The sequence below is a fragment of the Micromonospora sp. NPDC047738 genome, from assembly GCF_040642675.1.
Lineage (GTDB): Bacteria > Actinomycetota > Actinomycetes > Mycobacteriales > Micromonosporaceae > Micromonospora.
This window is the reverse complement of sequence record NZ_JBEYSO010000005.1, coordinates 26,340-51,685: the sequence shown is the minus strand read 5'-3', so window position 1 is coordinate 51,685 and position 25,346 is coordinate 26,340. Positions and strand designations below refer to the sequence as shown.

General features: G+C 74.3%; 7 protein-coding genes. 6 read left to right on the top strand and 1 reads right to left on the bottom strand.

Annotation, left to right across the window (positions count from 1 at the left end):
* The first annotated feature begins 93 nt into the window (after positions 1 to 93).
* From ABZ783_RS10480 to ABZ783_RS10455, 6 genes are all read left to right on the top strand, one after another.
* Positions 94 to 12,069, top strand: a complete 11,976-nt coding sequence (locus tag ABZ783_RS10480) for an amino acid adenylation domain-containing protein (RefSeq protein ID WP_357436030.1) — start codon at positions 94 to 96, stop codon at positions 12,067 to 12,069.
* A complete protein-coding gene (locus ABZ783_RS10475; RefSeq protein ID WP_357436028.1) occupies positions 12,066 to 15,239 on the top strand; it encodes an amino acid adenylation domain-containing protein in 3,174 nt (1,057 codons plus the stop codon). Before ABZ783_RS10480 ends, ABZ783_RS10475 begins: the two co-directional genes overlap by 4 nt.
* Entirely contained in the window at positions 15,232 to 16,299 is a 1,068-nt protein-coding gene (locus ABZ783_RS10470; protein ID WP_357436026.1) for a TauD/TfdA family dioxygenase, read from the top strand. The genes ABZ783_RS10475 and ABZ783_RS10470 overlap by 8 nt, the downstream gene beginning before the upstream one ends.
* Positions 16,300 to 16,355: 56 nt before the next feature.
* A complete protein-coding gene (locus tag ABZ783_RS10465; protein ID WP_357436024.1) occupies positions 16,356 to 17,372 on the top strand; it encodes a TauD/TfdA family dioxygenase in 1,017 nt (338 codons plus the stop codon).
* Positions 17,369 to 22,675, top strand: a complete 5,307-nt coding sequence (locus ABZ783_RS10460; RefSeq protein ID WP_357436023.1) for an amino acid adenylation domain-containing protein — start codon at positions 17,369 to 17,371, stop codon at positions 22,673 to 22,675. Before ABZ783_RS10465 ends, ABZ783_RS10460 begins: the two co-directional genes overlap by 4 nt.
* Before the next feature lie 74 nt (positions 22,676 to 22,749).
* Positions 22,750 to 23,925, top strand: a complete 1,176-nt coding sequence (locus ABZ783_RS10455) for an aminotransferase class I/II-fold pyridoxal phosphate-dependent enzyme (RefSeq protein ID WP_357436022.1) — start codon at positions 22,750 to 22,752, stop codon at positions 23,923 to 23,925.
* A gap of 10 nt (positions 23,926 to 23,935) precedes the next feature.
* Here ABZ783_RS10455 and ABZ783_RS10450 read toward each other — a convergent pair whose 3' ends face one another.
* The gene (locus ABZ783_RS10450; RefSeq protein WP_357436021.1) at positions 23,936 to 25,312 is read right to left on the bottom strand and encodes an FAD-dependent oxidoreductase; all 1,377 of its coding nucleotides are present in this window, start codon (positions 25,310 to 25,312) and stop codon (positions 23,936 to 23,938) included.
* Positions 25,313 to 25,346 lie beyond the last annotated feature (34 nt).

Below are 25,346 nucleotides of genomic sequence, written 5' to 3'. Positions count from 1 at the left end.
GTTCGCCCTACCCGACTACGAGCAACTGGTGGAACGGGCCGGCGCGTTGGCGGCGCTCCTCCGGCCGGTGCTGGCACAGAGAAGGCACACTCGATGACCGACGTCCTGAGGTCCCGGCAAGCGACGCACGTCGCGCGGCCCCGGGTCGACTCCGAGCGCCCCGTTGGCCCGATCGCGGCCTCGTACGCGCAACGCCAGATGTGGTATCTGAGCCGGCTCGACCCGGAGGCGGCCACCTACCTGGTGCCGCTGGCGTACCGGCTGCACGGGGCGCTGGACGTGGCGGCTCTGTCGGCAACGCTCGACGGGTTGGTGGCCCGGCACGCCGCGCTGCGCACCACTCTCACGCCGGCGGCGGCCGCGTCGCCGGGTCCGGACGATGCCGTGCAGCGCGTGCGCCAGGTGGTCCACGACCCGCGCCCGGGGCTGTTGCGGGTGCACGACCTGAGCGGGCTGCCCACGTGGCAACGCGACCAGGAGCTGCGGGCCCGGCTCGACGCCGAGGCGCGCATCCCGCTCGACCTGGAACACGGTCCGGTACTGCGGGCCAGCCTGCTGCGCTGCGCGCCGGAGGAGCACGTGCTCCTGCTGACGCTGCACCACGTCGCCGTCGACGAGTGGTCGGTGAGCATCCTCCACGACGAGTGGGAACGGCTCTACACCGCACACCGCACCGGGCAGCCGGCGGACCTTGACCCGGTCGACGTCGACTACCACGACCACGCGGCGTGGCAGCACGACTGGCTCGGCGGTGCGGAGGCGGCCGCCCAGCGCGCATACTGGCGCGACCAGCTCGCGGACGCGCCCGCCGTCCTCGAACTGCCCACCCGCGGGCCACGGCCCGCCGTGCCGTCCAGCGCGGGGTCCACCCTGTCGGTCCCGCTGGACGTGCCCACCGAGGCGCTGATGGCGCTGTGCCACCGGCTGGGCGTCTCCCCGTACATGGTCATGCTCGCCGTGGTGCAGGTGCTGCTGGCCCGCTGGACGGGGCAGCGCGACATCGTGGTGGGCACGCCGACGGCCAACCGGCAGCGGCCCGAGGCGCAGAAACTCGTCGGGCTGCTGCTGAACACCGTCGCCATCCGCGCCCGGCTGGACGACAACCCGTCGTTCGAGACGCTGCTCGACCGGGTGCGTACCGCGGTCCTCGAGGGCCTGAGCAACGAGGCGCTTCCCTTCGAGGCGCTGCTCGAGTCGCTGCGACCGGCCCGCCGGCCCGGCTTCACCCCGCTGTTCCAGGTGATGTTCGTGTACGGCCGCGAGGCCGCACCCCCGCGCCTCGACGGCCTCGAGGTCACCCCGCTCGAGGTGCCCGGCACGACGGCCAAGTTCGACCTCACCGTCTCGGTACGGGAGAACGCCGACGGCGTGCGGACCGTGCTGGAGTACCGCACCGAGCTGTTCGACGACGACGCCATGGTCCGCCTCGCCGGACACTTCCAGACGCTGCTGCGGTCGCTGGTGGCCGACCCGGGCGCGCCGGTCGGCGCGGCCGCGATGCTCACCCCGGGCGAGTCCCGGCAGCTCGTCGCGGAGTGGAACCGCACCGCCACCCCCGCCGAGCCGGACGACCTGGTCCACGTGCTGATCGAGCAGCAGGCGCGCCGGACCCCCGACGGCGTGGCGGTGACCGACGGCGACACCGCGCTGACCTATCACGAGCTGCACACGCGGGCCGAGGCACTGGCGGAGACGTTGCGCCAGCGGGGCGTCGGCATCGGCGGCCTGGTGGGCGTGCTGCTGCCACGCGCGGTCCCGTTCGCCGTGGCGGTCCTCGCCGTGCTGAAGACCGGCGCGGCCTACGTGCCCATGGATCCGGGCAACCCGCCCGCCCGGCTGCGCTATCTGCTCGCCGACACGGCCGCCCCGGTCGTCCTCACCTGCGCCGAGCTGGCGCACCTGGTGCCCGACGACACGGCGCTGCTGGTGCCGGCTCTGGACACCCCGGCTACGCAGCCCGAGCCTGGTCGTGGCAACGGCAGGTCGGGCGGTGGGCCGAAGCGGCGGCCGCGGCGACGGCCGAAGCAGTCGGCGGACGACCTCGCGTACGTCATCTACACCTCCGGGTCCACCGGCCGCCCCAAGGGCGTCATGGTCACCCACCGCGGCGTCTGCAACTACGTACGCTGGGCGGCCCAGGCCTACCGGCTGCAGCCCGGGGACACCGTGCCGCTGCACTCGTCGATCGGGTTCGACCTGACCGTCACGAGCCTGCTGGTCCCGCTGACCAGCGGCGCCACCGTCCTGATGATCGGCGAACACCTCGGCCCGGAGGCGCTGGGCGAGGCGCTGCGCCGGCAGCGGACGCCGTTCGGGCTGGTCAAGATCACCCCGGCGCAGCTCGACCTGGTCAACCACCAGCTCCGCCCCGCCGAGCTGGCCGGCCGCACCCGGTGCTTCGTCATCGGCGGGGAGAACCTGCGCGCCGACCAGGTGGCGCCCTGGCGGGCCCACGCCCCCGGCACCGCGCTGGTCAACGAGTACGGGCCGACGGAGACCGTGGTCGGCTGCGCCGCGTACGAGGTCGACCCGGCCACCCCGGGCGACGGCTCGGTCCCCATCGGCCGGCCGATCGCCAACACCGAGCTGTACGTGCTCGACACGTGGGGGAACCCGGTCCCGGCGGGCGTGGTCGGCGAGCTGCACGTCGGCGGAGCCGGCGTGGCGCGCGGCTACCTGCACCAGCCGAAGCTGACCGCCGAGCGGTTCGTCCCGGACCCGTTCTCGTCCGTCCCGGGCGCGCGGCTGTACCGCACCGGCGACCTGGTGCGCATGCGCCCGGACGGGAACCTCGAATACCTGGGCCGCACCGACAACCAGGTCAAGCTGCGTGGCTACCGCATCGAGTGCGGCGAGATCGAGGCGGCCGTCCGGCGGCACCTGCCGGACAGCGACGTGACGGTGCAGCTGCGCCGGGACGACCCCGACGACCCGCAGCTCGTCGCGTACGTGGCGGGCGTCGCGAACACCGGCCACGACGGGGTCCTCCGGGCGGCCCTCGCCGCCGACCTGCCGTCATACATGGTTCCCGCCGCGTTCGTCTTCCTCGACGCGCTGCCGCTGACGGGCAACGGCAAGGTGGACACGGCCGCACTGCCCGCCCCCGGTCGCGCACCGGACCTGCCGCGACAGCGCCTCGCGCCTCAGCAGGACCAGCCGGGCACAGCCGAACGACCTGCGCCTGCCGGCCCCGGCCCGGTCCAGTGGGACGCCACCCGGATCCGCCTCGAACGGCTGGTCGTGGACGTGTGGCGCGACGTGCTCGGGGTCGACCGGGTCGGGGTGCGGGACAACTTCTTCGACCTCGGCGGCCACTCGATGCGCCTGCTGGCCGTCCTCGAGCGGCTGCGCGCACGGCTCGGCGACGTCGTCACGGTCACCGACCTGTTCCGGAACCCCACCGTCGAGTCGCTGGCGGTGTTCCTCACCAACGCCACCACCGGGACGGCGACCGCCCCGGCCGCCCCACGCCCCGCGCCGGCCCGCGTCGCACACGCCGGCGCGAGCGACGACACCGGGCAGCCCAGCGGCCTGATCGCCGTCGTCGGCATGGCCTGCCGCTTCCCCGGCGCCCGGAGCCTCGACGAGTACTGGCACAACATCCGGACCGGCGTGGAGTCGGTCCAGGAGTTCACCGTCGAGGAGATGCTGGCCGACGGCGCGGACCCGACCCGGCTCGACGACCCGGCGTACGTCCGGGCCGGCACCTACCTGCCCGGCATCGACCAGTTCGACGCGGCCTTCTTCGGCATCACGCCCCGCGAGGCGCAGACCCTCGACCCGCAACACCGGCTCCTGCTGGAATGCGCCTGGCACGCGCTGGAGCACGCCGGCTACGACCCATCCGGCCACCCCGGCCGGATCGGCCTGTTCGCCGGGTCGGGTCGCAGCAGCTACCTGCTCGACCATCTGAGCAGCCACCCCGAGCTGATGAGCGCTCTCGGCGAGCACCAACTGTCCCTCGGCAACGACAAGGACTTCCTGCTCAGCCGGGTCGCCTACAAGCTCGACCTCACCGGTCCCGCCGTCACCGTCGCCACCGCCTGCTCGACCTCGCTGGTGGCCGTGCACCTCGGCCGGCAGAGCCTGCTGACCGGCGAATCCGACCTGGTCCTGGCCGGTGGCGTCAGCATCTTCCCCGCGCAGCGACGCGGCTACCTCTACCACGACGGTGGGATCTACTCCCCCGACGGGCACTGCCGCCCGTTCAGCGCGGACGCGCGCGGCAGCATCGAATCCAGTGGCGTCGGGATCGTCGCACTCAAGCGACTCGAGGACGCCGTCGCGGACAACGACACCGTCTACGCGGTGATCCGCGGTTCCGCCATCAACAACGACGGGGCGCGCCGCACCGGGTACACGGCGCCGGCAGTCGACGGCCAGGTCGAGGTGATCAGCAGCGCCCTCGCGACGGCCGGCGTGGACCCCCGTTCGCTGAGCTACGTGGAGGCCCACGGGACGGGCACCAGCCTCGGCGACCCCATCGAGGTGACCGCGCTGACCGAGGCGTTCCGGGCCGGCACCGACGACCGCGGCTTCTGCGCCCTCGGCTCCGTCAAGGCCAACATCGGGCACACCGACGCCGCCGCCGGTGTCGCCGGCCTGATCAAGACGGTCATGGCGCTGTACCGCCGGACGCTCCCCCCGACGATCAACGTCAGCCGACCCAACCCGGCGATCGACTTCGCGAGCAGCCCGTTCTACCTCAACGACACCGCCCGCCCATGGCCCGGCGACGGCCCTCGCCGGGCGGGGGTCAGCTCGTTCGGCATGGGCGGCACGAACGCCCACGTCGTGCTGGAGGAGCCGCCCGCCACGCCGCCCGCCGGGCCGCCGGAGACGCCGGCCGCTGGGCCGCAGCTGCTGGTTGTGTCGGCCCGTACGACGGAGTCGCTGGACCGGCAGACGGGGCAGGTCCGCGACTGGCTGGACGCACACCCGGCGGTGGACCTCGCCGACGTGGCGGCCAACCTGGGCCGGCGGCAGTCGATGAGTCAGCGGCGCTTCCTCGTCGCGGCGGACCGCGCCGACGCGCTGGCCGCGCTCGACTCGCCGCAGCGGCAGTTCACCGGCGTCCACGCGGGCGGGCGGCGACCGCTGGTGTTCGCCTTCCCGGGCCACGGCGCCCAGCACGTGGCGATGGGCGCCGGCCTGTACCGCGCGGAGCCGACCTACCGGGCCGTGGTGGACGAGTGCGCCGAGCTGCTCCGCGATGACCTGCGGCTGGACCTGCGTACCCTGCTCTACCCGGCGCCCGACGCACCCGAGCAGGCCGAGCGGCTGCTCGCGCAGCCCCGGCTCATCCAGCCCGCGCTGTTCGTCACCGAGTACGCCCTCGCCCGGGCGCTGCTCGCCCGGGGCGTGACCCCGGACCTGATGGTGGGGCACAGCCTCGGCGAGTACGTCGCCGCGTGCCTCGCCGGCGTCTTCTCCCTGGCCGACGCGTTGCGCCTGGTGGCCGCCCGCGGTGAGCTGGTCGAGCGGACCCCGGCCGGGGCGATGCTCGCGGTGAGCCTGCCCGAGACGGCGGTGGCCGGGCTGCTCGACGACCGGGTGTCGCTCGCCGCCGTCAACGCCCCCGAGCTGTGCGTGCTGTCCGGCGCCCCGGAGGCGATCGGGCAGCTTCGCCTGCGGCTGACGGCTGACGGCATCGACTGCCGGCCGCTGCGGGTCACCCGCGGCTACCACTCCGCCCTGCTCGACCCGGTGCTCGACGAGTTCGCCGACCACGCCCGCCGGGTCACCTACGCCGAACCCGAGCACCCCTACCTGGCCAACCTGACCGGCGGCCCGGTCACCCCCGGCCAGGTCACCGATCCCGGCTACTGGGTGCGGCACCTGCGGGAACCGGTGCGGTTCGCCGAGTCGGCCGCGCTGCTCGCCGAGCAGGACGTGGTCCTCGCCGAGCTGGGCCCCGGGCACGCCCTCGGTGGGCTGGCCCGGTTGGCGGGCCTGAAGCCCGGTCAGGTGGTGGCGGCGATGCGGCATCCGCGCAGCGACGCCGACGACGTCACCACCATGCTCGACGCGGTCGGCCGGATGTGGCTGGCCGGCGTACCGGTCGACTGGAGCCGGTTCCACGGCCCGCGCCGGCGGCTGGCCCTGCCCGGCTACCCGTTCGAACGGCACCGGCACTGGGTGGACGCCGTGCCGCGCACGATCGCTGCGGACCCCGCACCTGCCCTGGTGGCCACCGCCCCGGCCACGCCGGACGCGCCCGAGCCCGTCGATGCCGGCAACCGGCCGGTCCTCAGCACTGCCTACGTCGCCCCGAACACGCCCACGCAGGAGTGCGTGGCGGAGATCTGGAGCGAGCTGCTCGGCATCCGGCCGGTCGGGGCGCTCGACAACTTCTTCGAGCTGGGCGGGCATTCGCTGCTCGCCACCCAACTCGTCGTACGGTTGCGGGCCCAGCTCGGCGTGGCGCTGCCGCTCGAGACGGTCTTCGCGCAGCCGACCGTCGCGCAGCTCGCGGCGGCGCTGCCGGCGACCGGCACCGCACCCGCCCGTCCCGTGGACGTTCCCGCCGAGCAGCCCGCCGCCGCGCCGGCCCCGCCGGCCATCCCCCGCACCGACCCCGGCACCGGTCCGGCGCCGCTGTCCTCCGGGCAGCACCGGCTGTGGTTCCTCGACCAGGCGTACCACCAGAACGCCTACACCGTCAGCACCACGCTGCTGCTGGACGGCACCCTCGACGTCGGCGCGCTGCGCGGCGCCCTCGCGGAGCTGGTCCGGCGGCACGAGTCGCTGCGTACCGTCTTCCCGCTCGGCCCCGACGGCGACCCGGTTCAGGAGGTGCTGCCGCCCGGCCCGGTCGAGCTGCCGATCAGGTCCGCGCCGGCCGGCGCGGAGACGGACCCGCTCGGGGGTACCCGCAGCATCGTGGAGTCCGCGGTCGCCGACGCGGTGCCGCCGTGGGTGCACCAGGCTCTCGCCGCCGACGTCAGACGTCCGTTCGAGCTGGCCCGCGGGCCGCTGTTCCGGGCCGTGCTGCTCCGCATCGCCGACGACCGGCACGTGCTGTCGCTGACCATGCACCACAACGTCTCCGACGGGTGGTCCCTCGGCATCATCGCCGGCGAGCTGGCCACGCTCTACGACGCCGTCCTCGACGCCCGCCCCTCGCCGCTGCCCGAACTGGCCATCCAGTACGGCGACTACGCGCGCTGGCAGCGCAACCGGATGGCGGACACCGACAGCGACGACATGCGGTACTGGCGCCGGCAACTCGACGGCGTGGCCAGCGTCCTGGAGGTGCCCACCGACCGGCCGCGGCCGCCCATGCAGACGTTCGACGGCGCGGTCAGCACCCTCATCCTGCCCCCGCAGACGGCCGACGAACTGCGCCGCTTCAGCCAGGCCCGAGGCGCCACGCTGGCGATGACCGTGCTGGCCGCGCTGAAGGCCCTGCTCTGGCGCTACACCGGTCAGGCCGACATCTGTGTCGGCACCCCGGTCGCCGGGCGGGTCCGCGCGGAGCTCGAACCGATGGTCGGCTTCTTCGTCAACATGCTGCCGTTGCGCACCGTCGTCGACGGCGACTGGACCTTCGACGAGCTGCTCACGCAGGTGCGGCGCACGGCGCTGGGCGCGTACGACCACCAGGAGGTGCCGTTCGAGCGCCTCGTCGACCTCGTCGACGCGCCCCGCGACCTCAGCCGGAATCCGCTGTTCCAGGTGATGTTCAACATGCTGAACGTGCCCGAACAGGACCTGCGGACCACCGGGCTGCGGATGGTCCAGTTCGCTGTCGAGCCGGGCATCGCCCAGCAGGACCTCGCCCTGTACGCGTACGAGGTGGCCGAGGGGCTGCGGTTCCGGCTGGAGTACAACACCGACCTGTTCGACGCGGCGACCGCCGAGCGGATGATGGGGCATCTGGAGATGCTGCTCGCCGCCGCCGTCGCCGACCCCGGCGTCCGGCTCGCGGTAATGGCCGTCCTTACCCCCGCCGAGCTGGCCCGCGTCGCCGAATGGAACGACACGGCCACCCCGCTCGGCTGGGCCACGCGGGGGCGCGACGGGAAGACACCGACCCTCGTCGAGCTGATCGAACACCAGGCCGCGGCGAACCCCGACCGGCCCGCCGTGACGTTCGGGACGACCACGCTCACCTACGCCGAGCTCAACGCCCGGGCCAACCGGCTCGCCCACCGGCTGCGCCGCGCCGGCGTCGGCCCGGACGTCACCGTCGCCGTCTGCCTCAATCGCACGCCCGAGCTGCCGGTCACCCTGGTCGGCGTGCTCAAGGCCGGCGGCGCGTACGTCCCGGTGGACCCCGACTACCCGATCGAGCGGCAGCGGTACGTGCTGACGGACAGCTCCGCCCCGGTCCTGGTCACCGAGGCGGACCTCGCCGACCGGTTCGCCGGGTACGCCGGCGAGGTGTTGCACAGCGGCCAGGCGTCCCTGGCCACCGAGCCGGACACCGACCCCGAGCCCCTCGCCGGTCCGGACGACCTCGCGTACGTGATCTACACGTCCGGGTCGACGGGGCGCCCCAAGGGCGTACGGGTGACGCACGGCGCCGTCGTCAACACGCTGGCCGCCATGCGTGAACGGCCGGGTCTGACCGCCGACGGCACCATGCTCGCGATGGCCAGCTTCGCCTTCGACATGTCCGTACCGGAGCTGTTCCTGCCCCTCGTGGTCGGCGCCCGGATGCTGATGGTGGGCCGCGACGTCGCCTACGACGCGACTCGACTGGCCGAGCTGCTCGCCACGGAAGGGGTCACCCTGGCTCAGGGCACCCCGGCCACCTGGCGGCTGCTGATCGAGTCCGGCTGGACCGGACTGCCCGGCCTGACGGCCGGGTGCGGCGGCGAGGCGGTGTCCGCGCCGCTGGCCCGACAACTGGCCGAACGGGTCGGCGCGCTGTGGAACCTCTATGGTCCGACCGAGGCCGCCGTCTGGTCCACCATGGAACGCATCGAGCCCGGCTGCACGCACCTCACCATCGGCCGCCCGATCGGCAACATGCGGATCTACGTGCTCGACCCGCAGCTGTCCCCCGCCCCCGTGGGCGTCCTCGGTGAGCTGTACCTCGGCGGGGCGGGACTGGCCCGCGACTACCACGGCGACCCGGCGCTGACCGCGCAGCGGTTCGTGCCGGACCCGAACGGCGGCGGCCGGCTGTACCGTACCGGCGACCTCGGCCGCTACCTGGCCGACGGCCGCATCGAGTTCGTCGGTCGCAGCGACTCGCAGGTTAAGGTGCGCGGATTCCGCATCGAACTCGGCGAGATCGAGGCGGTGCTGCGCCGCCACCCGTTGGTACGCGACACCGCCGTCGTGGTCCGCGAGGACGAGGGTGAGAAGACGATCACGGCCTACCTGACCCTGACCACCGCAGCGGAACCCGACCCGGACGCGACTCAGGGGGCGACGCCGGACGTCACCGCCGACTTCGACGCCGACCCGGCGCCGTGGCGGGCCTTCGCCCGCACCTGCCTGCCGGACTACATGGTGCCGTCCGCCTTCGTGGTGCTCGACCGCATGCCGCTCAACGCCAACCGCAAGGTCGACCGCGCGGCCCTGCCCGCGCCCCGACGCGGCAGCGCCACCGTCGGCGCCACCCCACCGGACACCCCGCTGCGGAAGGCCCTGGCCGAACGGTGGGCGGCGGTGCTCGGCTACGACAGCGTCGGCATCGACGACGACTTCTTCGACCTCGGCGGCGACTCCTTCAAGGCCATCAAGGCGCTGGCGGGGAACGACCCGGCGATCAGCGTCCTCGACCTGTTCCGCTACCCGACGATCCGGTCGCTGACCGAGCACCTGGACGCGACCGGCGGCTCCGCCGGGCGGCTGCTGCACGAGCTGACCCCGTCCCGACCGGCGACGCCGACGCAGCTGACGCTGCTGTGCGTACCGTTCGGCGGCGGCAGCGCGATCACCTTCCAGCCCCTCGCCGACGCCCTCCCACCGGGGGTGTCCCTGTACGCGCTGGAACGGCCCGGCCACGACCTGAACCGCCCGGACGAACCCCTGCTGGGCCTGGACGAGCTGGTGGACCGCTGCGTTACCGAGGTCCTCGACGGCATCAAGGGCCCGGTGGCGGTGTACGGGCACTGCGTGGGCGGCGCCGAAGCGGTGGAGCTGGCCCGCCGGCTCGAAGCAGCCGGCGTCGACCTGACCGGGGTGGTCATCGGCGCCCACTTCCCCGCCCCGAGACTGCCCGGCCGGCTGTTCACCTGGCTGCGCCGGTGGTTCCCGCTGGAACGCTGGACGTCGAAGCGGCGGACCCTGGAAGCGCTGCGCGCCATGGGCTTCTTCACCGAGGTCTTCGACGAGAACGAGAAGGACTTCGTCATGCGCGTGGTCCTGGCCGACTCCGCGGCCGGCGAGGACTACTACACCGACGTCTACGCCAACGGCCTGCCCCGGAAACTGTCGGCCCCGCTCGTCTGCGTCGTCGGCAGCGGCGACCGCGCCACCGAGCTGTACCAGGAGCGGTACCTGGAGTGGGAGTTCTTCTCCGACCGGGTGTCGCTGGAGGTCATCGACGGCGCCGGCCACTACTTCGCCAAGCACCAGCCGGGCGAGCTGGCGAGCATCATCCTGGCGAACTGCGGCGCGCCGACCGCAGCAGCTCCGCCGCGGGCCGACGCCCTGGAAACCGACGCCGCGCCCCCGCCGCTACCCGAGCAGCCGGAACACGTCGCTGCCGTCTCGGCCGCACCGCCCGCCCACCGGCCCGCCGCACGCCGGACGATGCCCAGCCTGACGGTGTTCTACCTGATCGCGATCGGTCAACTCGTCTCGCTCATCGGCAGCGGACTGACCGGCTTCGGCATGAGCCTGTGGGTCTACCAGCAGACCCGGTCGGTCTCGCTGTTCGCCACGGCCACCGTCCTGGCGCTGCTGCCCGCCGTGGTCCTCTCCCCCATCGCCGGCGCGCTGGCGGACCGGTGGGACCGACGGCGGATCATGGTCCTCGCGGACACCCTGGCCGCCGCCGGCACCGTGAGCCTCGCCCTTCTGCTGTGGTTGGGGCAACTCCAGCTGTGGCACGTGTTCACCGCCATCACCGTCACCGCGGTGGCGACCGCCTTCCAGCAACCCGCCTACCTGGCGGCCGTCACCCAACTCGTACCGAAGCGGTACTACGGGCGCGCCAACGGCATCGTCTCCCTCGGCACGGCGACGAGCACCGTGCTGGCGCCGCTGGTCGGCGGCGCGCTGGTGATCGCCGTCGGGCTGCGCGGGATCGTCGTCATCGACCTGCTCACCTTCGCCGTCGCGGTCACCGTCACCCTGTCGGTCCGCTTCCCGGACACCCTGTTCGTCCGGCGCGAGGAGCCGTTCCTGCGGGAGATCCTCGGCGGCTGGCGGTTCATCATCCGCCGGCACGGCCTGGTGGCGCTGGTCGTGCTGACCGCGTCGCTGAACTACTTCTTCTCGATGGTCGAGGTCCTGGTCACCCCGCTGACCCTGTCGTTCGGCGACCCGGCCGTACTGGGCCGGGTGCTCGCCGCGAGCGGGGTCGGCATGCTCGTCGGCTCGGTCCTCATGGGCGTGTGGGGCGGCACGGCTCGGCGTACCACCGGCATCCTGGCCAGCGTCGTGCTTCTCGGCGCGTCACTGCTCACCGTCGGCCTGCACCCGAGCCCGCTGTTCCCGACCCTCGGCCTGTTCGGCATGGGCCTGGCCACCGCGCTGGTGAACACGCACTGGCTGGCCATCGTGCAGGCCAAGGTGGGGCTGGAGCTGCAGGGACGGGTCCTGTCCATGGGCCAGATGCTGTCCTGGCTGATGGTGCCGGCCGGTTTCCTCACCGCCGGCCCGCTCGCGGAGCACGTCTTCGCCCCGATGGTGTCGCCCGACGGTGCGCTGGCCGCCGTGGTCGGCACCGGACCGGGTCGCGGCATGGCCGTCGCGGCGATCGTGGCCGGACTCTGTTCCCTCGCCCTCGCCGCCGTCGGCATCGCCTACCGACCGATCCGCAACGTCGAGGACGAACTGCCCGACAACGACCCCGGCGCCGTCATCCTCGCCGACAAGGACCGCCTGCAGGAGGCCGCCGACCGCCAGCTCGCGCTGCACCAGAGCGGAGGTCCACGCCGGTGAGCGCACCCACCCGACCCGCCGGCCCCACCCGCCGGGCCGCGGGCCGGCGCCCGAGCGGCGCGGCGCCTGCCGCGGACTGCCTGCACCGGATGGTGGCGGCGCAGGCCGCACGCACCCCCGACGCGGAGGCGGTACGGCACACCGACCGTACGCTGTCCTACCGGGAGCTCGACGACGCCGCGAACCGGCTGGCCCGGGTGCTGCTGCAGCGCGGGGTGACCCGGGAGGAACGCGTCGGCGTCTGCCTGCCGCGCACGCCCGAGCTGGTGGTCGCCCTGCTCGCCGTGCTCAAGGCCGGCGCCTGCTACGTCCCGCTGGACCCGGCCTACCCGCCGGCCCGGGTGGCGTTCATGACCGCCGACTCCGGCGTGCGGCTGGTGCTGACCCACTCCGACCTCGCCGACCGGTTCCCCGACACCGCGATCCTGGTCGACCGGCTCGACCCGGCCGAGGACAGCACCGACCCGGCGGTGCCGGCCACGCCGGCGGACCTGGCGTACGTCATCTACACCTCCGGCTCCACCGGGCGACCCAAGGGCGTGGCCATCGAACACCGGTCGGCCTCGCTGCTCATGCACTGGGCCCGGCAGGCCTTCGACGACGCCGAACTGGGCGGCCTGCTCGCCGCCACCTCCGTCTGCTTCGACCTGTCCATCTTCGAGATCTTCGCCCCGCTCTGCTGGGGCGGCCGGGTGCTGCTCGTCGACAACGTGCTGGCCCTCGCCGCCCCCGGGGCGGACCGGCTGCCCGTCACCCTGGTCAACACCGTCCCCTCCGCGATGGGCGAACTGCTCACCGCCGGCGCCCTACCGCGGCGCGTGCGCACCGTCTGCCTGGCCGGCGAGCCGCTCACCGCCGCGCTGGCCGCCCGGGTGTGGTCCCGCCCGCACGTACGCCGGTTGTGCAACCTCTACGGCCCGTCCGAGGACACCACCTACTCCACCTGGGCGGAGGTGCCACCGGACAGCGGAGACCCGCCGATCGGCCGCCCCCTGCCGCAGACCCGCGCCTACGTCCTCGACCCGGACGGGCAGCCGGTCCCGCCGGGCGATCCGGGCGAGCTCTACCTGGCCGGGGCGGGCCTGGCCCGCGGCTACCTCGACCGGCCGGAGGAGACCCAGGCCCGGTTCCTGCCCGACCCGTTCCGGCCCGGCGAGCGGATGTACCGCACCGGCGACCGGGTCCGGCTGCGACCGGACGGGCAGCTGGCCTACCTGGGTCGGCTCGACGACCAGGTGAAGCTGCGGGGCTACCGGATCGAGCTGAGCGAGGTCTCCGCCCGCCTCGCCGGCCTGCCCGGGGTCCGCGAAGCGACCGCCGCCGTACGGGAAGGACCGAGCGGTGATCCGCTGCTCGTCGGCTACCTGGTCGGCGAGCGACGCGACGACGTACGCGCCCGGCTGGCCGAGGTGCTGCCCGCGCCCCTGGTCCCCGCAACCCTGGTCTGGCTGGACCGGCTGCCCACCCTGCCCAACGGCAAGGTGAACCGCGCCGCCCTGCCCGCCCCCACCCTCGGCAACGACACCGCACCCGACGCCGGACCGCTGCCCGGGACGGCCGGCGCGGTGGCCGCCGTGTGGCGCGAGGTGCTCGGCGTACCCGTCCCCGGCGCCGACAGCGACTTCCTCGCCCTCGGCGGCGACTCCCTGCTCGCGGTCCGCTGCGCCACCCGGCTCGCCGCCGCGACCGGCCGGCCGGTCCGACCCGCCGACCTCTTCACCCACCCGACCCTCGCCGCGCTGGCCGCCCACCTCGACGGGCTGACCACCGACCCGCCGCCGGTCAGCGCGCCGCCCGCCCCGGCGCCGGCCGGCCCCGCCCCGCTGTCCGCCGCGCAGACCCGGCTCTGGTTCCTGCACCAACTCGACCCGGACGACACCTCCTACCTGCTCGCCTTCGCGATCCGGTTCGCCACGCCGCTGGACCCGGACCGGCTGGCCCGGGCGCTGCGTCGAGTGGTCGACCGGCATCCGGCCCTGCGCACGACGTTCCCCTCCGGACCCGACGGGCCGGTGCAGCACCTCCACCCCACCCCGGACGTGGCACCGGTCGTCACGCCGCCCGAGGCGGGCACGCCGCTCGACGACCGGCTCACCCGGCTCGCCGCCGCAGCCACCCGGTCACCGATGGACCTGGCCAGCGGCCCGCTGCTGCGCGCCCAGCTGGTATCGGACGACACCGGCCACGCGGTGGCGCTGCTGCTGGTCGTCCACCACATCGTCTGCGACGACTGGTCCTTCGACGTGATCGTGCGGGACCTGGCCCGCGCGTACGACGCCGAGGCAGCCGACGCGGCGGTCCGGCAACCCCCGGCGGTCGGCCCGGCGGCGCTCGCCCTGGCCGAACGGAACTGGCTGGCCGGGCCGGCCGGACGGCAGGCGGTGGCCGACGTGCTCGACGAGCTGCGCGGCGCGCCCGACCTGCTCGACCTGCCCGCGGCCCCGCCCCGGCCGGGTCAGCCCGCGCCGCCCGTCGCGCGTCCGGGCCAGCACGCCGCGTCCGGTGCCGCGCTGCGGACCCGGGTGGACGCCGACACCGCCGCGGCCGCGCGGGACCTGGCCCGGGCCGAGCGGGTCAGCCTGCACATGGTCGGGCTGGCCGCCTTCGCCGCCCTGCTCGGCACCGCCACCGGCCGGCACGACCTGCTGGTCGGCGTCGCGTTCGCCGGCCGGACCAGCGTCGTCGCCGAGCAGAGCGTCGGCTGCTACGTCAACACCCTGCCGCTGCGGCTGCGGCCCGCCCCCGACCGCCGCTTCGCCGACCTGCTCGACGAGGCCCGCCGGGTCACCCTGTTCGCCGCGGCCCACCAGGACGTCCCGTTCGACCTGCTGGTGGAGCGGCTGCGGCCCACCCGCCGGCCGCACCGCAACCCCCTCGTCCAGGTCGCCTTCGGCGTGCAGAACGCCCCGCCGGCCCGGCATCACGGCGCGGCCGGGGAGTTCACCGGCGTGGAACTGACCCCGGACACCGCCCGGCTCGACCTGACCCTCTGGCTCGACGAGCGGCGGGACGGGCTGGAGGCGCTCTGGACCTACCGCACCGACCTGTTCGACCACGACGGAGTGGTCGCGTGGCACCGGCGGTTCACCGCGCTGCTGCGTACCGCCGCCGCCGACCCCCGGCGCAGTCTGGCCGACTGCGCCGACACCTTTGGAGCGAAAGATGAGTGAGCAGACCCGGGTCGCGCGGACCATCCCCCGTCGCGGCCGCGACCGGAACCTGGTGGACGTGCGGCCCGACTGGCCCGGCGGCCCGCTGCCGGCGCTGGTGCAGGCCAACGTGCCCGACATCGACCTGGCCGGCTGGCTGGCCGGCCACCGCGACGACGTCGACGAACTGGCCCGCCGGGCCGGAGCCGTGCTGTTCCGCGGCTTCGCCGTGGCCGGCCCGGACGACTTCCGCACCGTGATGGCCGCCGTCTCCGGCGACGTGCTCTCCTACGGCGAACGCTCCTCGCCGCGCAGCAAGGTCACCGAGGGGGTGTACACCTCCACCGAGCACCCCGCCGACCAGCCGATCGTGCTGCACAACGAGCAGTCGTACACGGTGAACTGGCCGCTGCGCATCGTCTTCCACTGCGAGGTGGCGCCGGCCGCCGGCGGGCGCACTCCGCTGGCCGACAGCCGCCGGGTGCTCGCCCGGCTCCGTCCGGAGACGGTCGCCGAGTTCGAGCGGCGCGGGGTGCTCTACCGGCGCAACTACCTGCCCGGCATCAGCCTCTCCTGGCAGACCGCGTTCCAGACCGAGCGGCGCGAGGACGTCGAGGCGTACTGCGCCCGGGCGCTGATCGACGTGGAATGGGTCAGCGACCAGCAGCTGCGCACCCGGCAGGTCCGCCCGGCGATACGCCGCCACCCGGTCACCGGAGAGCGGACCTGGTTCAACCACGCGCTGTTCTTCCACGTCACCTCCCTGCCCGAGGACGTCAGCGCCGGCCTGCGGGCCGCCCTCGACGAGGAGGACCTGCCCTACCAGACCGCGTACGGGGACGGCACGCCCATCCCCGACGAGGTGCTGGCCGAGCTGCGGGCGGCGTACGCCGCCGAGACCCGCTCCTTCGAGTGGCGGCGCGGCGACGTGCTGCTGGTGGAGAACATGCTCGCCGCGCACGCCCGGGAGCCGTTCACCCCGCCCCGACGGATCCTCACCGCGATGTCCGACCCGGTCGCCGCGCCCGAGCTGACCGAGGCGCTCCGCTCCGGCACAGCCACGACGGGAGACCGGCCGTGAGCGCGAGGAGTGAGCCGGGCCTGCGAGCCCCGCAGCCGCGAACGAAAGGTGATGCCGTGAGCGGGCCGGGGCCGCGCCGGCGCGGTACCGGTCCGGTCACCTCGCCGGTGTCCCGGCGGGTGCTCGTGGACGAGGAGTTATTGCTTCTCGTCGAGGCCACCGTGCCCGACCTCGACCTGGCCGGCTGGCTTGCCGGCCGGCGCGAGGAGCTGCTGCAGGACCTGGACCGCTACGGGGCCGTGTTCTTCCGCGGCTTCGAGGTGGGCACCGCCGACGAATTCAGTCAGGCCGCACGGGCGGTCAGCCCGGACCTGCTCGGCTACCTGGAGCGGGCCGCCCCCCGCCACGAGGTCGCCGACCGGGTGTTCACCTCCACCGAGTTCAACGCCGAGCAGTGGATCCCGCTGCACCACGAGATGTCGTACTCGCACAACTGGCCCACCTACCTCTACTTCTGGTGCGCGCAGCCGGCCACCGGCGACGGCGGGGCCACCCCGCTGGCCAGCGAGCGGGTCATCACCCCGCTGATCCCGGCCGACGTGCGGGAGCGGTTCCTGCGCTCCGGCGTCTGCTACGTGCGCAACTACGGCCCGCACCTGGACCTGCCCTGGCAGGAGGCGTTCCAGACCACCGACCGGGCGGAGGTGGAGGCGTACTGCACCGCCTCGGCGACGGAGTTCACCTGGCTGGGTGGGGACGGGCTGCGCACCCGGGCCCGGCGGCAGGCGGTCGCCACGCACCCGCGTACCGAGGAGACGGTCTGGTTCAACCACGCCCACCTGTTCCACGTGTCCAACATGCCGGCGGAGGTGTCGGGCGCGCTGCTGCGCGAGTACGGCCCGGACGGGTTGCCTCGCAACGCGTACTACGGCGACGGCGAGCCGATCCCCGACGAGGTGGCCACCGGCATCCGCGAGCTGTACCGGCAGCACGCCGTCTCGGTGCCCTGGCAGCGCGGCGACGTGCTGGTCGTGGACAACTTCCTGGCCACCCACGGCCGGGAACCCTTCAGCGGCGACCGGGAGATCCTCGTCGCCATGTCCGACCTCTACGTCAACCGGAGCGAGCTGTGAACGGATACCGTCTGTCGCCGATCCAGCGCCTGGCCTGGTCCGGGAAGCAGGACCTGATCCGGGCCCGGGTCCGGCTGCACCGGCCGCTGGACCGGACGCGGTTGCAGGCCGCCGTCGACACGGTGGTGGCCCGGCACGAGGCGCTACGGCTGACCCTGATGCACCACCCCGGCCTGCGGGTGCCGTTGCAGGACGTGGACGACAACCGCACCGTGGTGATCGGCGCCCAGGGCGACCTGTCGGTCACCCTCACCGACGACGCCCTGGAGTTGACCGCTACCCCGCTGATCGCCGACCCGGCCAGCCTTCGCCTGGTCCTCGCCGACCTGGCCCGGGCCTACGCCGGCGAGACGCTGCCGAACGACCCGGAGGCCCTGCAGTTCCTCGACGTCGCCGAGTGGCAACTCGAGGAACGGGAGCAGAACCCGGCCGCCGCGCCCACCACCCCGGCCGCGCGGCTGGTCACCCCGCACGGCGACGACCCGACCGCGGTGGTCACCGCGACGGTGCCCGCCGCCACCCTGGCCGACGCCGCCCGGTCCGCGAATGTCGAGCCGGCCACCGCGCTCCTCGCCGCCTGGGCCCTCGCGGTCTCCCGCCGTGCCGAGGCACCGGACGGGGCCGATGAGGCGGACCTGGTGCTGGCCCGGTGGAGCGACGGCCGCCAGGCCGCCGGCACTGCCGAAGTGGTCGGACCACTGGGCGGCTACGGCCCGCTCCGGCTGGCCCTGCCGCTGCCCGCCGCCCCCGCCGACCTGCTGACCTGCGTCCACGCCGCCGAGACCGCCGCCGACGACACGTTCCACCTGGTCGAACCGGTGGACGAGCAGTCCGAGGCGGTCGCCGGGTTCGCGGTGCTGCCCACCGTGGACCCGGCCACCGTGGCCGGCATCGACGGCGCCGCCGTGGCGGTGGCCGACCCGCCGCCGGCCGGCGGCCCGCAGCTCACCGCCCGGACCGACGGCGACCAGGTCACCCTGCGGGTGGTCGGCGGGCAGTGGCTGCTCGACGCACTGCTGGCGATCCTGCGGACCCTGCCCGCCGCGCTCACCGCCGCCGCCCCACTGGCCGTGCTCGGCGACGGGGAGGCCCGCTGGCTGGCCGAAGCGGCCGGGAGCACCGCCGAGACGCCGCGACGAACCCTCGTCGACCTGCTCGACGCGGGCCTGGCTGGCATGGACCCCGACGCCGCGGCGGTGGTCGCCGCGGACGGCGCGTACACCGTCGGTGAGCTGCACGAACGGGCCACGCGGGTGGCCGGCGCGCTGGCCGCTCGGGGACTGTCCGGCACCCCGGTCGGGGTGCTGGCCGCCCGGTCGCGGGACACCGTCGTGGCGTTCCTCGGCGTGCTGCGGGCCGGGGCGGTGTTCGTCCCGCTGGACCCGAACGCCCCGGCGCAGCGCCTCGCCGCCCAGGTCCGCGCGGTCGGCGCACAGGTCGTCGTCGGCGTCGGCAGCCCGGCGGCCGTGCCGGTCGACGAGCTCGTCGCGGCCGGCGGCCAGCCGCCCGCCGCAGCGCCGACCCCGGCCGACCCGGCGTACGTGATCTTCACCTCCGGCTCCACCGGCACGCCCCGCCCGGTGCAGGTCTCGCACGGCGCCGCCGCGCACCTGGCCGATGCCCTCGAGCTGACGGTGTACGCGGGCAGCCGCCCGGGGCTGCGGGTGGCGGTGAACGCTCCGCTCACCTTCGACGCCTCGATCAAGCAGCTCGTGCAGCTCGGCCACGGCCGCAGCCTCTACCTGGTCCCCGAGGACGTCCGGCGGGACGGGGCGGCGCTGGCCGCCGCGCTCGCCGACCACCACGTCGACGTGCTCGACCTGACCCCCGCCCAGCTGCGCATCCTGCTCGCCGGGGCGGGCGACACCCGACTGCCCGGCCTGCTGCTGCTCGGTGGGGAGGCCATCGCACCCGACCTGTGGGAGACGGTGGCGGCGCTGCCCGACGTCCGCGCAGTCAACCTGTACGGCCCGACCGAGTGCACGGTGGACACCAGCGCGGCGCAGATCCGCGCCGGGGACGCCCCAACCATCGGCCGACCGCTGCCCGGCGTCGCGGTCCGGGTGCTCGACGGGCAGCTGCGGCCGGTGCCGCCGGGCGCGGCCGGGGAACTCTGCGTCAGCGGGCCGCAGCTCGCCGACGGGTACCTCGGCGACCCGGACACCACCGCGCAGCGGTTCGTGCCGGTGGCGCTGCCGTCCGGCCGGACCGAACGGGTGTACCGCACCAGCGACCGGGTCCGCTTCGACGCCGACCGGCGGCTGCGCTACCTGGGCCGCCTGGACGACCAGGTGAAGATCCACGGTTTCCGGGTGGGGCCGGGCGAGATCGCCACCGTCCTGCGCGAGCACCCGGAGGTCGCCGACGCCGCCGTGATCGCCCGCGACGACGACGGGCACGGCGACCGGCTCGTCGCCTACGTCCGGCCGGGCCGCACCGCCGGGACCGCTGCCGTCGACGTCGAGCGGATCGCCGGGATCAACCCGCACGAGACCCGCTACCTGTACGACGAGATCTTCGTCCAGCAGGTCTACCTGCGCGACGGCATCGTGCTGCGGCCCGGGGCGACCGTGCTCGACGTGGGCGCGAACATCGGCATGTTCTCGCTGTTCGTCCACGCTGTCTGCCCGGACGCGACGATCCACGCGTTCGAACCGGTGCCGTCGGTCGCCGACGTGCTGCGGCGTAACGTCGCCGAGTTCGGCGTACCGGCCACGGTGCACGGGTTCGGACTGTCCCGGACGGCCGGGGAGGTGTCCTTCACCTACTACCCGGGCTACTCGATGATGTCCGGCCACGCCGCGTACGCCGACCCGGCCGCCGAGGTGTCGGTGATCAAGCGGTACCTCGCCAACGAGCGGGACGCCGGCGCCGACGAGCGGGACGTCCTGCTCGGCCGGGTCGACGAACTGCTGGCGGAACGCTTCGCCGGCCGGGAGCTCACCGTGCCGGTCCGGCCGCTGTCGGCCGTGCTCGACGAGATCGGCCCGCAGCGGATCGACCTGCTGAAGATCGACGTGCAGCGCGCCGAGGCGGACGTGCTCGCCGGGCTGGCGGACCGGCACTGGCCGCTGATCGCGCAGGTCGCCATGGAGGTCCACGACGCGGCCGGCACCGACACCGAAGGCCGGCTGGCCGAGCTGGTCGCGTTCTTCGAGGGCCACGGCTTCGACGTGGTCACCCGGCAGGACGACCTGCTCGTCGGCACCGACCGGCACACCCTGCACGCCGTGCGCCCGGAGTACGCCGCCGATCCGCGCCCGCCGGTGGTCGTCCCGGCTGGGCCGGCGGCCGGCCCGCTGGCGGAGCGCCTGACCGGCTGGCTGGCCGACCGGCTGCCGACCCACCTGCTCCCGACCGCCGTGGTGCTCCTCGACGAGCTACCGCTGACCCGCAACGGCAAGCTCGACCGGGCAGCGCTGCCCGCGCCCCGCCTCGACCGGCCTCGCGACAGCGCGGCGGTGACGCCCGCCAACCGGGCCGAGGAGATCCTGGTCGAGGCGTGGCGTGAGGTCCTCGGGGTGGCGAGCTTCGGCGTGACCGACAGTTTCTTCGCTCTCGGCGGCGACTCCATCCGCAGCATCCAGATGCAGGTCGCGGCGAACAAGCGGGGGCTGTCCTTCCGGCTCGGCGACATCTTCACCTACCAGTCGATCCGGGAGCTCGTCACGCACGGGCAGATCACCCTCGACGGTGCTTCCGCCGAGCCCACGGCTTCCGGCGCGGCCGAGGAAGCGGAGCGCTTCGCACTGGTCTCCGCCGCCGACCGGGAGCTGCTGCCCGCCGGGCTCACCGACGCGTACCCGATGACCGCCCTGCAGCAGGGCATGGTCTACCACTGCGAGCTGACCGGCGACCCGGCGATGTACCACAACGTCACCGCGCACCGGATCGCGGCGCCGCTGGACGCGGCGGCACTGCGCCGCGCGCTGGCCGGCCTGGTGGCCGCCCACCCGGTGCTGCGGACCGGGTTCGCGCTGGGCGCGTACTCGGAGCCGTTGCAGCTCGTACACGCGGACGTGCCGGTCGAGGTGCCGGTGACGGACCTGGCCGACGCCGACCCGCAGGCCCGCCGCGAGCGGGTCGACAAGCTGGTGGCGGAAGAGCGGGTACGCCCCTTCGACTGGGCCCGCCCGCCGCTGCTGCGGCTGCACGCCGTCCGCGAGGACGCCGACGGGTTCACCCTGATCGTCGCCGAGTACCACGCCATCCTCGACGGCTGGAGCCTGCACCTGTTCCTCACCGACCTGCTCGCCGCGTACGACCGGGAGCGGGCCGGCAGCGCCCGACCGGCCCGCCCCGGCCTGCTGTTCCGGGAGTACGTGGCGGCCGAACGGGACGCCCTGGCGGACCCGGTCACCCGCCGGTTCTGGCTGGACGGCCCCGGCGCGGTGCCGCCGCTGCTGCTCGGCGGCCCGGACCCGCGGACCACCACCACCCGGCGGGTGCCGGTCAGGGCCGGCACGACCGACGTGGTCACCGAGGCCTCGCGGGCGGCCGGCGTGCCGGTGAAGTCCTGGCTGCTCGCCATCCACCTGCGCCTGATCGGCGAGCTGTCCGGCCGCAACGACGTGGTCAGCGGCCTGGTGGTCGGTGGCCGGCCGGAGGGGGACGGCAGCGACGCCACCCTCGGCCTGTTCCTCAACACCCTGCCGGTGAGCGTGCAGCTGGGCGCCCGGTCCCTGGCCAACCTGGCCGCCGAGGTGTGGCGGGCCGAGCGGGAGCTGATGGCGCACCACCGCTTCCCGCTCGCCGAGATAGTCCGCGCCGGCGGGGCCGGCCCCCGCTTCGACCACTTCTTCAACTGGACCCACTTCCCGAACGGGCCGGCCGACGGCGGCAGCCGCATCGTGGACAGTCGGGGCATCACGGTGGACGTGGCGTTCAGCCTCGCCGTCGACGCCGAACTGGACGCCGACACCGGCCGCCTCGCCCTCACCGTCCAGTACGACCACCGGCACATCCCCGCGGACCGCGTCGACACCTTCGCCGACGGCTTCCGCCGGCTGCTGGCCGCCGACCCGACCGCACCGCTACCCGCCGTCGCCCCGCGCGGGCCAGCGCTCGACGACGACGCGCGGACCAGGTGGGCGGCCCGGGTGGCGGCGGCCTGGCAGGAGGTGCTCGGCATCGCGCCGAGCGACCCCGCGGCCGACTTCCTGGCCGCCGGTGGGGACTCGCTGCGCGCCCTGCGGCTGGTCACCATGCTGCGGCAGCGCCACGGCAGCGACCTCACCCTGCCCGAGTTCGTGACGCTGGGCAGCTACGGTGCGCTGGTGGACCGGGTGGCCCGTTCCGCCTGACCCCTGACCAGCGGCCGACCGGGCCGGCCCACGCCGGCCCGGTCGGCCGTTCCCGGCTATCGAGAGGAGCACCGTTGACCGGCCTCAGCACCACCGCCGTGCACGGCGACGACGGCCTGAACCCTGGTGGGGCGGTGGCGCCGCCGATCGTGCAGAGCGCGACCTTCAGCGCCGAGTCCGACGAGCGGTTCACCGCGATCGCCACCGAGACCCGGGGCAGCACCTTCTACACCCGGTACGGCAACCCCAACCACGCCCAGGTGGCCGCCGTGGTCGCCGAACTGGAAGGCGCGGAGACGGGCCTGGTCACCGCCTCGGGAATGGGCGCGATCAGCACCGTCGCGCTGGCCCTGCTCTCCGCCGGCGACCACGTGGTGGTGCAGCGCAGCACATACGGCGGCACCACCTCACTCGCCACCGGACTGCTGCCCCGCTTCGGGGTCTCCTGCACCCAGGTCGACCAGACCGACCTCGGGGCGTTCGAACGAGCCATGCGCCCGCAGACCCGGCTGGTGCTGGTGGAGACGCCCAGCAATCCGCTGCTGGAGCTGACCGACCTGACGGCCGTCGCGGAGTTGGCCCATGCGGCGGGCGCGCTCGTGGTGGTCGACAACACCTTCGCCACGCCGGTGAACCAGCGTCCGATGAGCGCCGGAGCGGACCTGGTCTGGCACAGCGGCACCAAGTTCCTCGGCGGCCACTCCGACGTCTCGGCGGGGGTGGTCGTCGGTGCCGCCGAACTGATCGAGCGGGTGTGGCAGACCGCGATCGTCACGGGCAGCACCCTCGGCCCGGTCGACGCCTGGCTCCTGCTACGCGGCATCCGTACGCTGCCGCTGCGGGTGGAGCGGCACAACAGCAACGCCGCCGCCCTGGCCCGGGCCCTGGAGGGTCACCCGGCGGTGGCCCGGGTCCGCTACCCGGGACTGCCGTCGCACCCCCAGCACGCGCTGGCCCGCCGGCAGATGACCGGCTTCGGCGGGGTGCTCAGCGTCGACCTGAAGGCTGGCCGGGCGGGCGCCGCCGCGCTGCTGGCCGGGCTGGGGCTGGCCAAGCGCGCGGCCAGCCTGGGCAGCGTCAGCACCCTGGTGGTGCACCCGAGGTCGATGTGGGCGGGAATCGTGGACGCCGAGCAGTTGGCCGCCAGCGGTATCGGGGACGGGCTGGTCCGCGTCTCCACCGGCATCGAGGACACGGCCGACCTGGTGGACGACTTCCTGACGGCGTTGGACAAGGCGGCCGAGCTTTAGCCGGACCGGATCAACGTGCCCGCCGGTTGGCGCGCAGGGCACCGAGTATCACGCCGGGTGTGGCCAGCGACCGTGGGTGTGCCCGCATGGACACGACCTCGTTGAACCGCCGCGCGGTCGTCACGTCCGTGACGGTCGCCGCGACGATCTGCCGGCTCACCCAGCTGGCGACCCGGTACCCGCGCGGGTAGGGCCCGTTGACGTGCGGCAGCGCCAGGTCGGCGGAGGTCGACGTCGACCAGGCGGCGTCGACCACCACCTTCTGCAGGGCGAAGAACCGGCGCGCGGGAGCGCCCAGATCCGGGCCAGACCGCAGGTACGCCGACAGGCAGGCAGCGTGCAGGGCCGCCGCCGTCATCCCCTGCCCGTACACCGGGTTGAACGACGCGACCGCGTCGCCGACGCTGACGAGCCCGGCCGGAAACCGCTTCAGCGTGTGAAAGTCCCGTCGCCGGCTGTCCGCATGACGGTAGGTCTGGACGTCGCCGAGCAGTTCGCCCCCGGCGACCTCGCCGAACTCCGGTGGGAACTGCTCTCGCAGCCGGTGTACGAAGTCGTCCGCGGTCCGCCCCGGACGGTTCTCCCCGTAACCGGCCATCATGGCCATCCACCGGCCATCCTCGACCGCGAAGAACGCCGCGCCGGCCACGTCCGACGACATCCCCGGACTGTGCAGCGCCAGGACGACCGCGAGTTCCGGGTTCGTCTCCCGGCGTCGGAACAGGGCGGTGGCGTAGTTCAGGTGCACGGGCATCCGCCGCGCGACGGGCCGTTCCCAGCCGGCCTGCTCCAGCCAATCGGACAGCCTGCTCGACCGCCCCATGGCGTCCACCACGAGATCACCGGACTCGACACCCGCCAGCCCGCCGACGTCGCAATGGACCCCGGTGGTCACGGCACCGTCGCAGACGAGGCCCGTGGCGCGGGCGGTGACCGTCTTGACGTTGGGCAGTCGCAGCACCTGCTGGCGGATCAGCCCTTCCAGCAGCGGCCTGCTCCCCGCCAAGCTGTCGGCGTCGTCGGGTACGACAACCTTCCGGCGGCCGTCGAGGTAGTTGCGCCTGGCCGCGGGTGGAGCCTCGATCGCGCCTTGGGCCAGCGCCTGTTCGCGGAATCCCGGGAACAGGCGCTCGAGCTGGAGGAAGCCGCCGGGCAGCAGCGCGTGCAGTTGCGTCCCCTGCGGCACACCGGGCCGCTCGCCGGACACCTGCAGGTCGTCCCGGTCGATGATGACGACGCTCTCCGCATGATCGGACAACACCCGGGCGGCCAGCAACCCGGCGACACTGCCACCGAGCACGACCGCCTTGCCCATGATCGGGACCACCTGATCGGGTGGTCGCACCGCGTTCAGCGCGGCGAACACCCGAGCCGGGGAGCGGAACATCAAGCTCTCCAAGGGATACGAGATGTGGCACCTT

Excerpts from the sequence above, each read along its gene's own strand:
- ABZ783_RS10480 (WP_357436030.1), top strand. The coding sequence starts at position 94 with ATGACCGACGTCCTGAGGTCCCGGCAAGCGACGCACGTCGCGCGGCCC.
- ABZ783_RS10470 (WP_357436026.1), top strand. The coding sequence starts at position 15,232 with ATGAGTGAGCAGACCCGGGTCGCGCGGACCATCCCCCGTCGCGGCCGC.
- ABZ783_RS10450 (WP_357436021.1), bottom strand. The coding sequence starts at position 25,312 with ATGTTCCGCTCCCCGGCTCGGGTGTTCGCCGCGCTGAACGCGGTGCGA.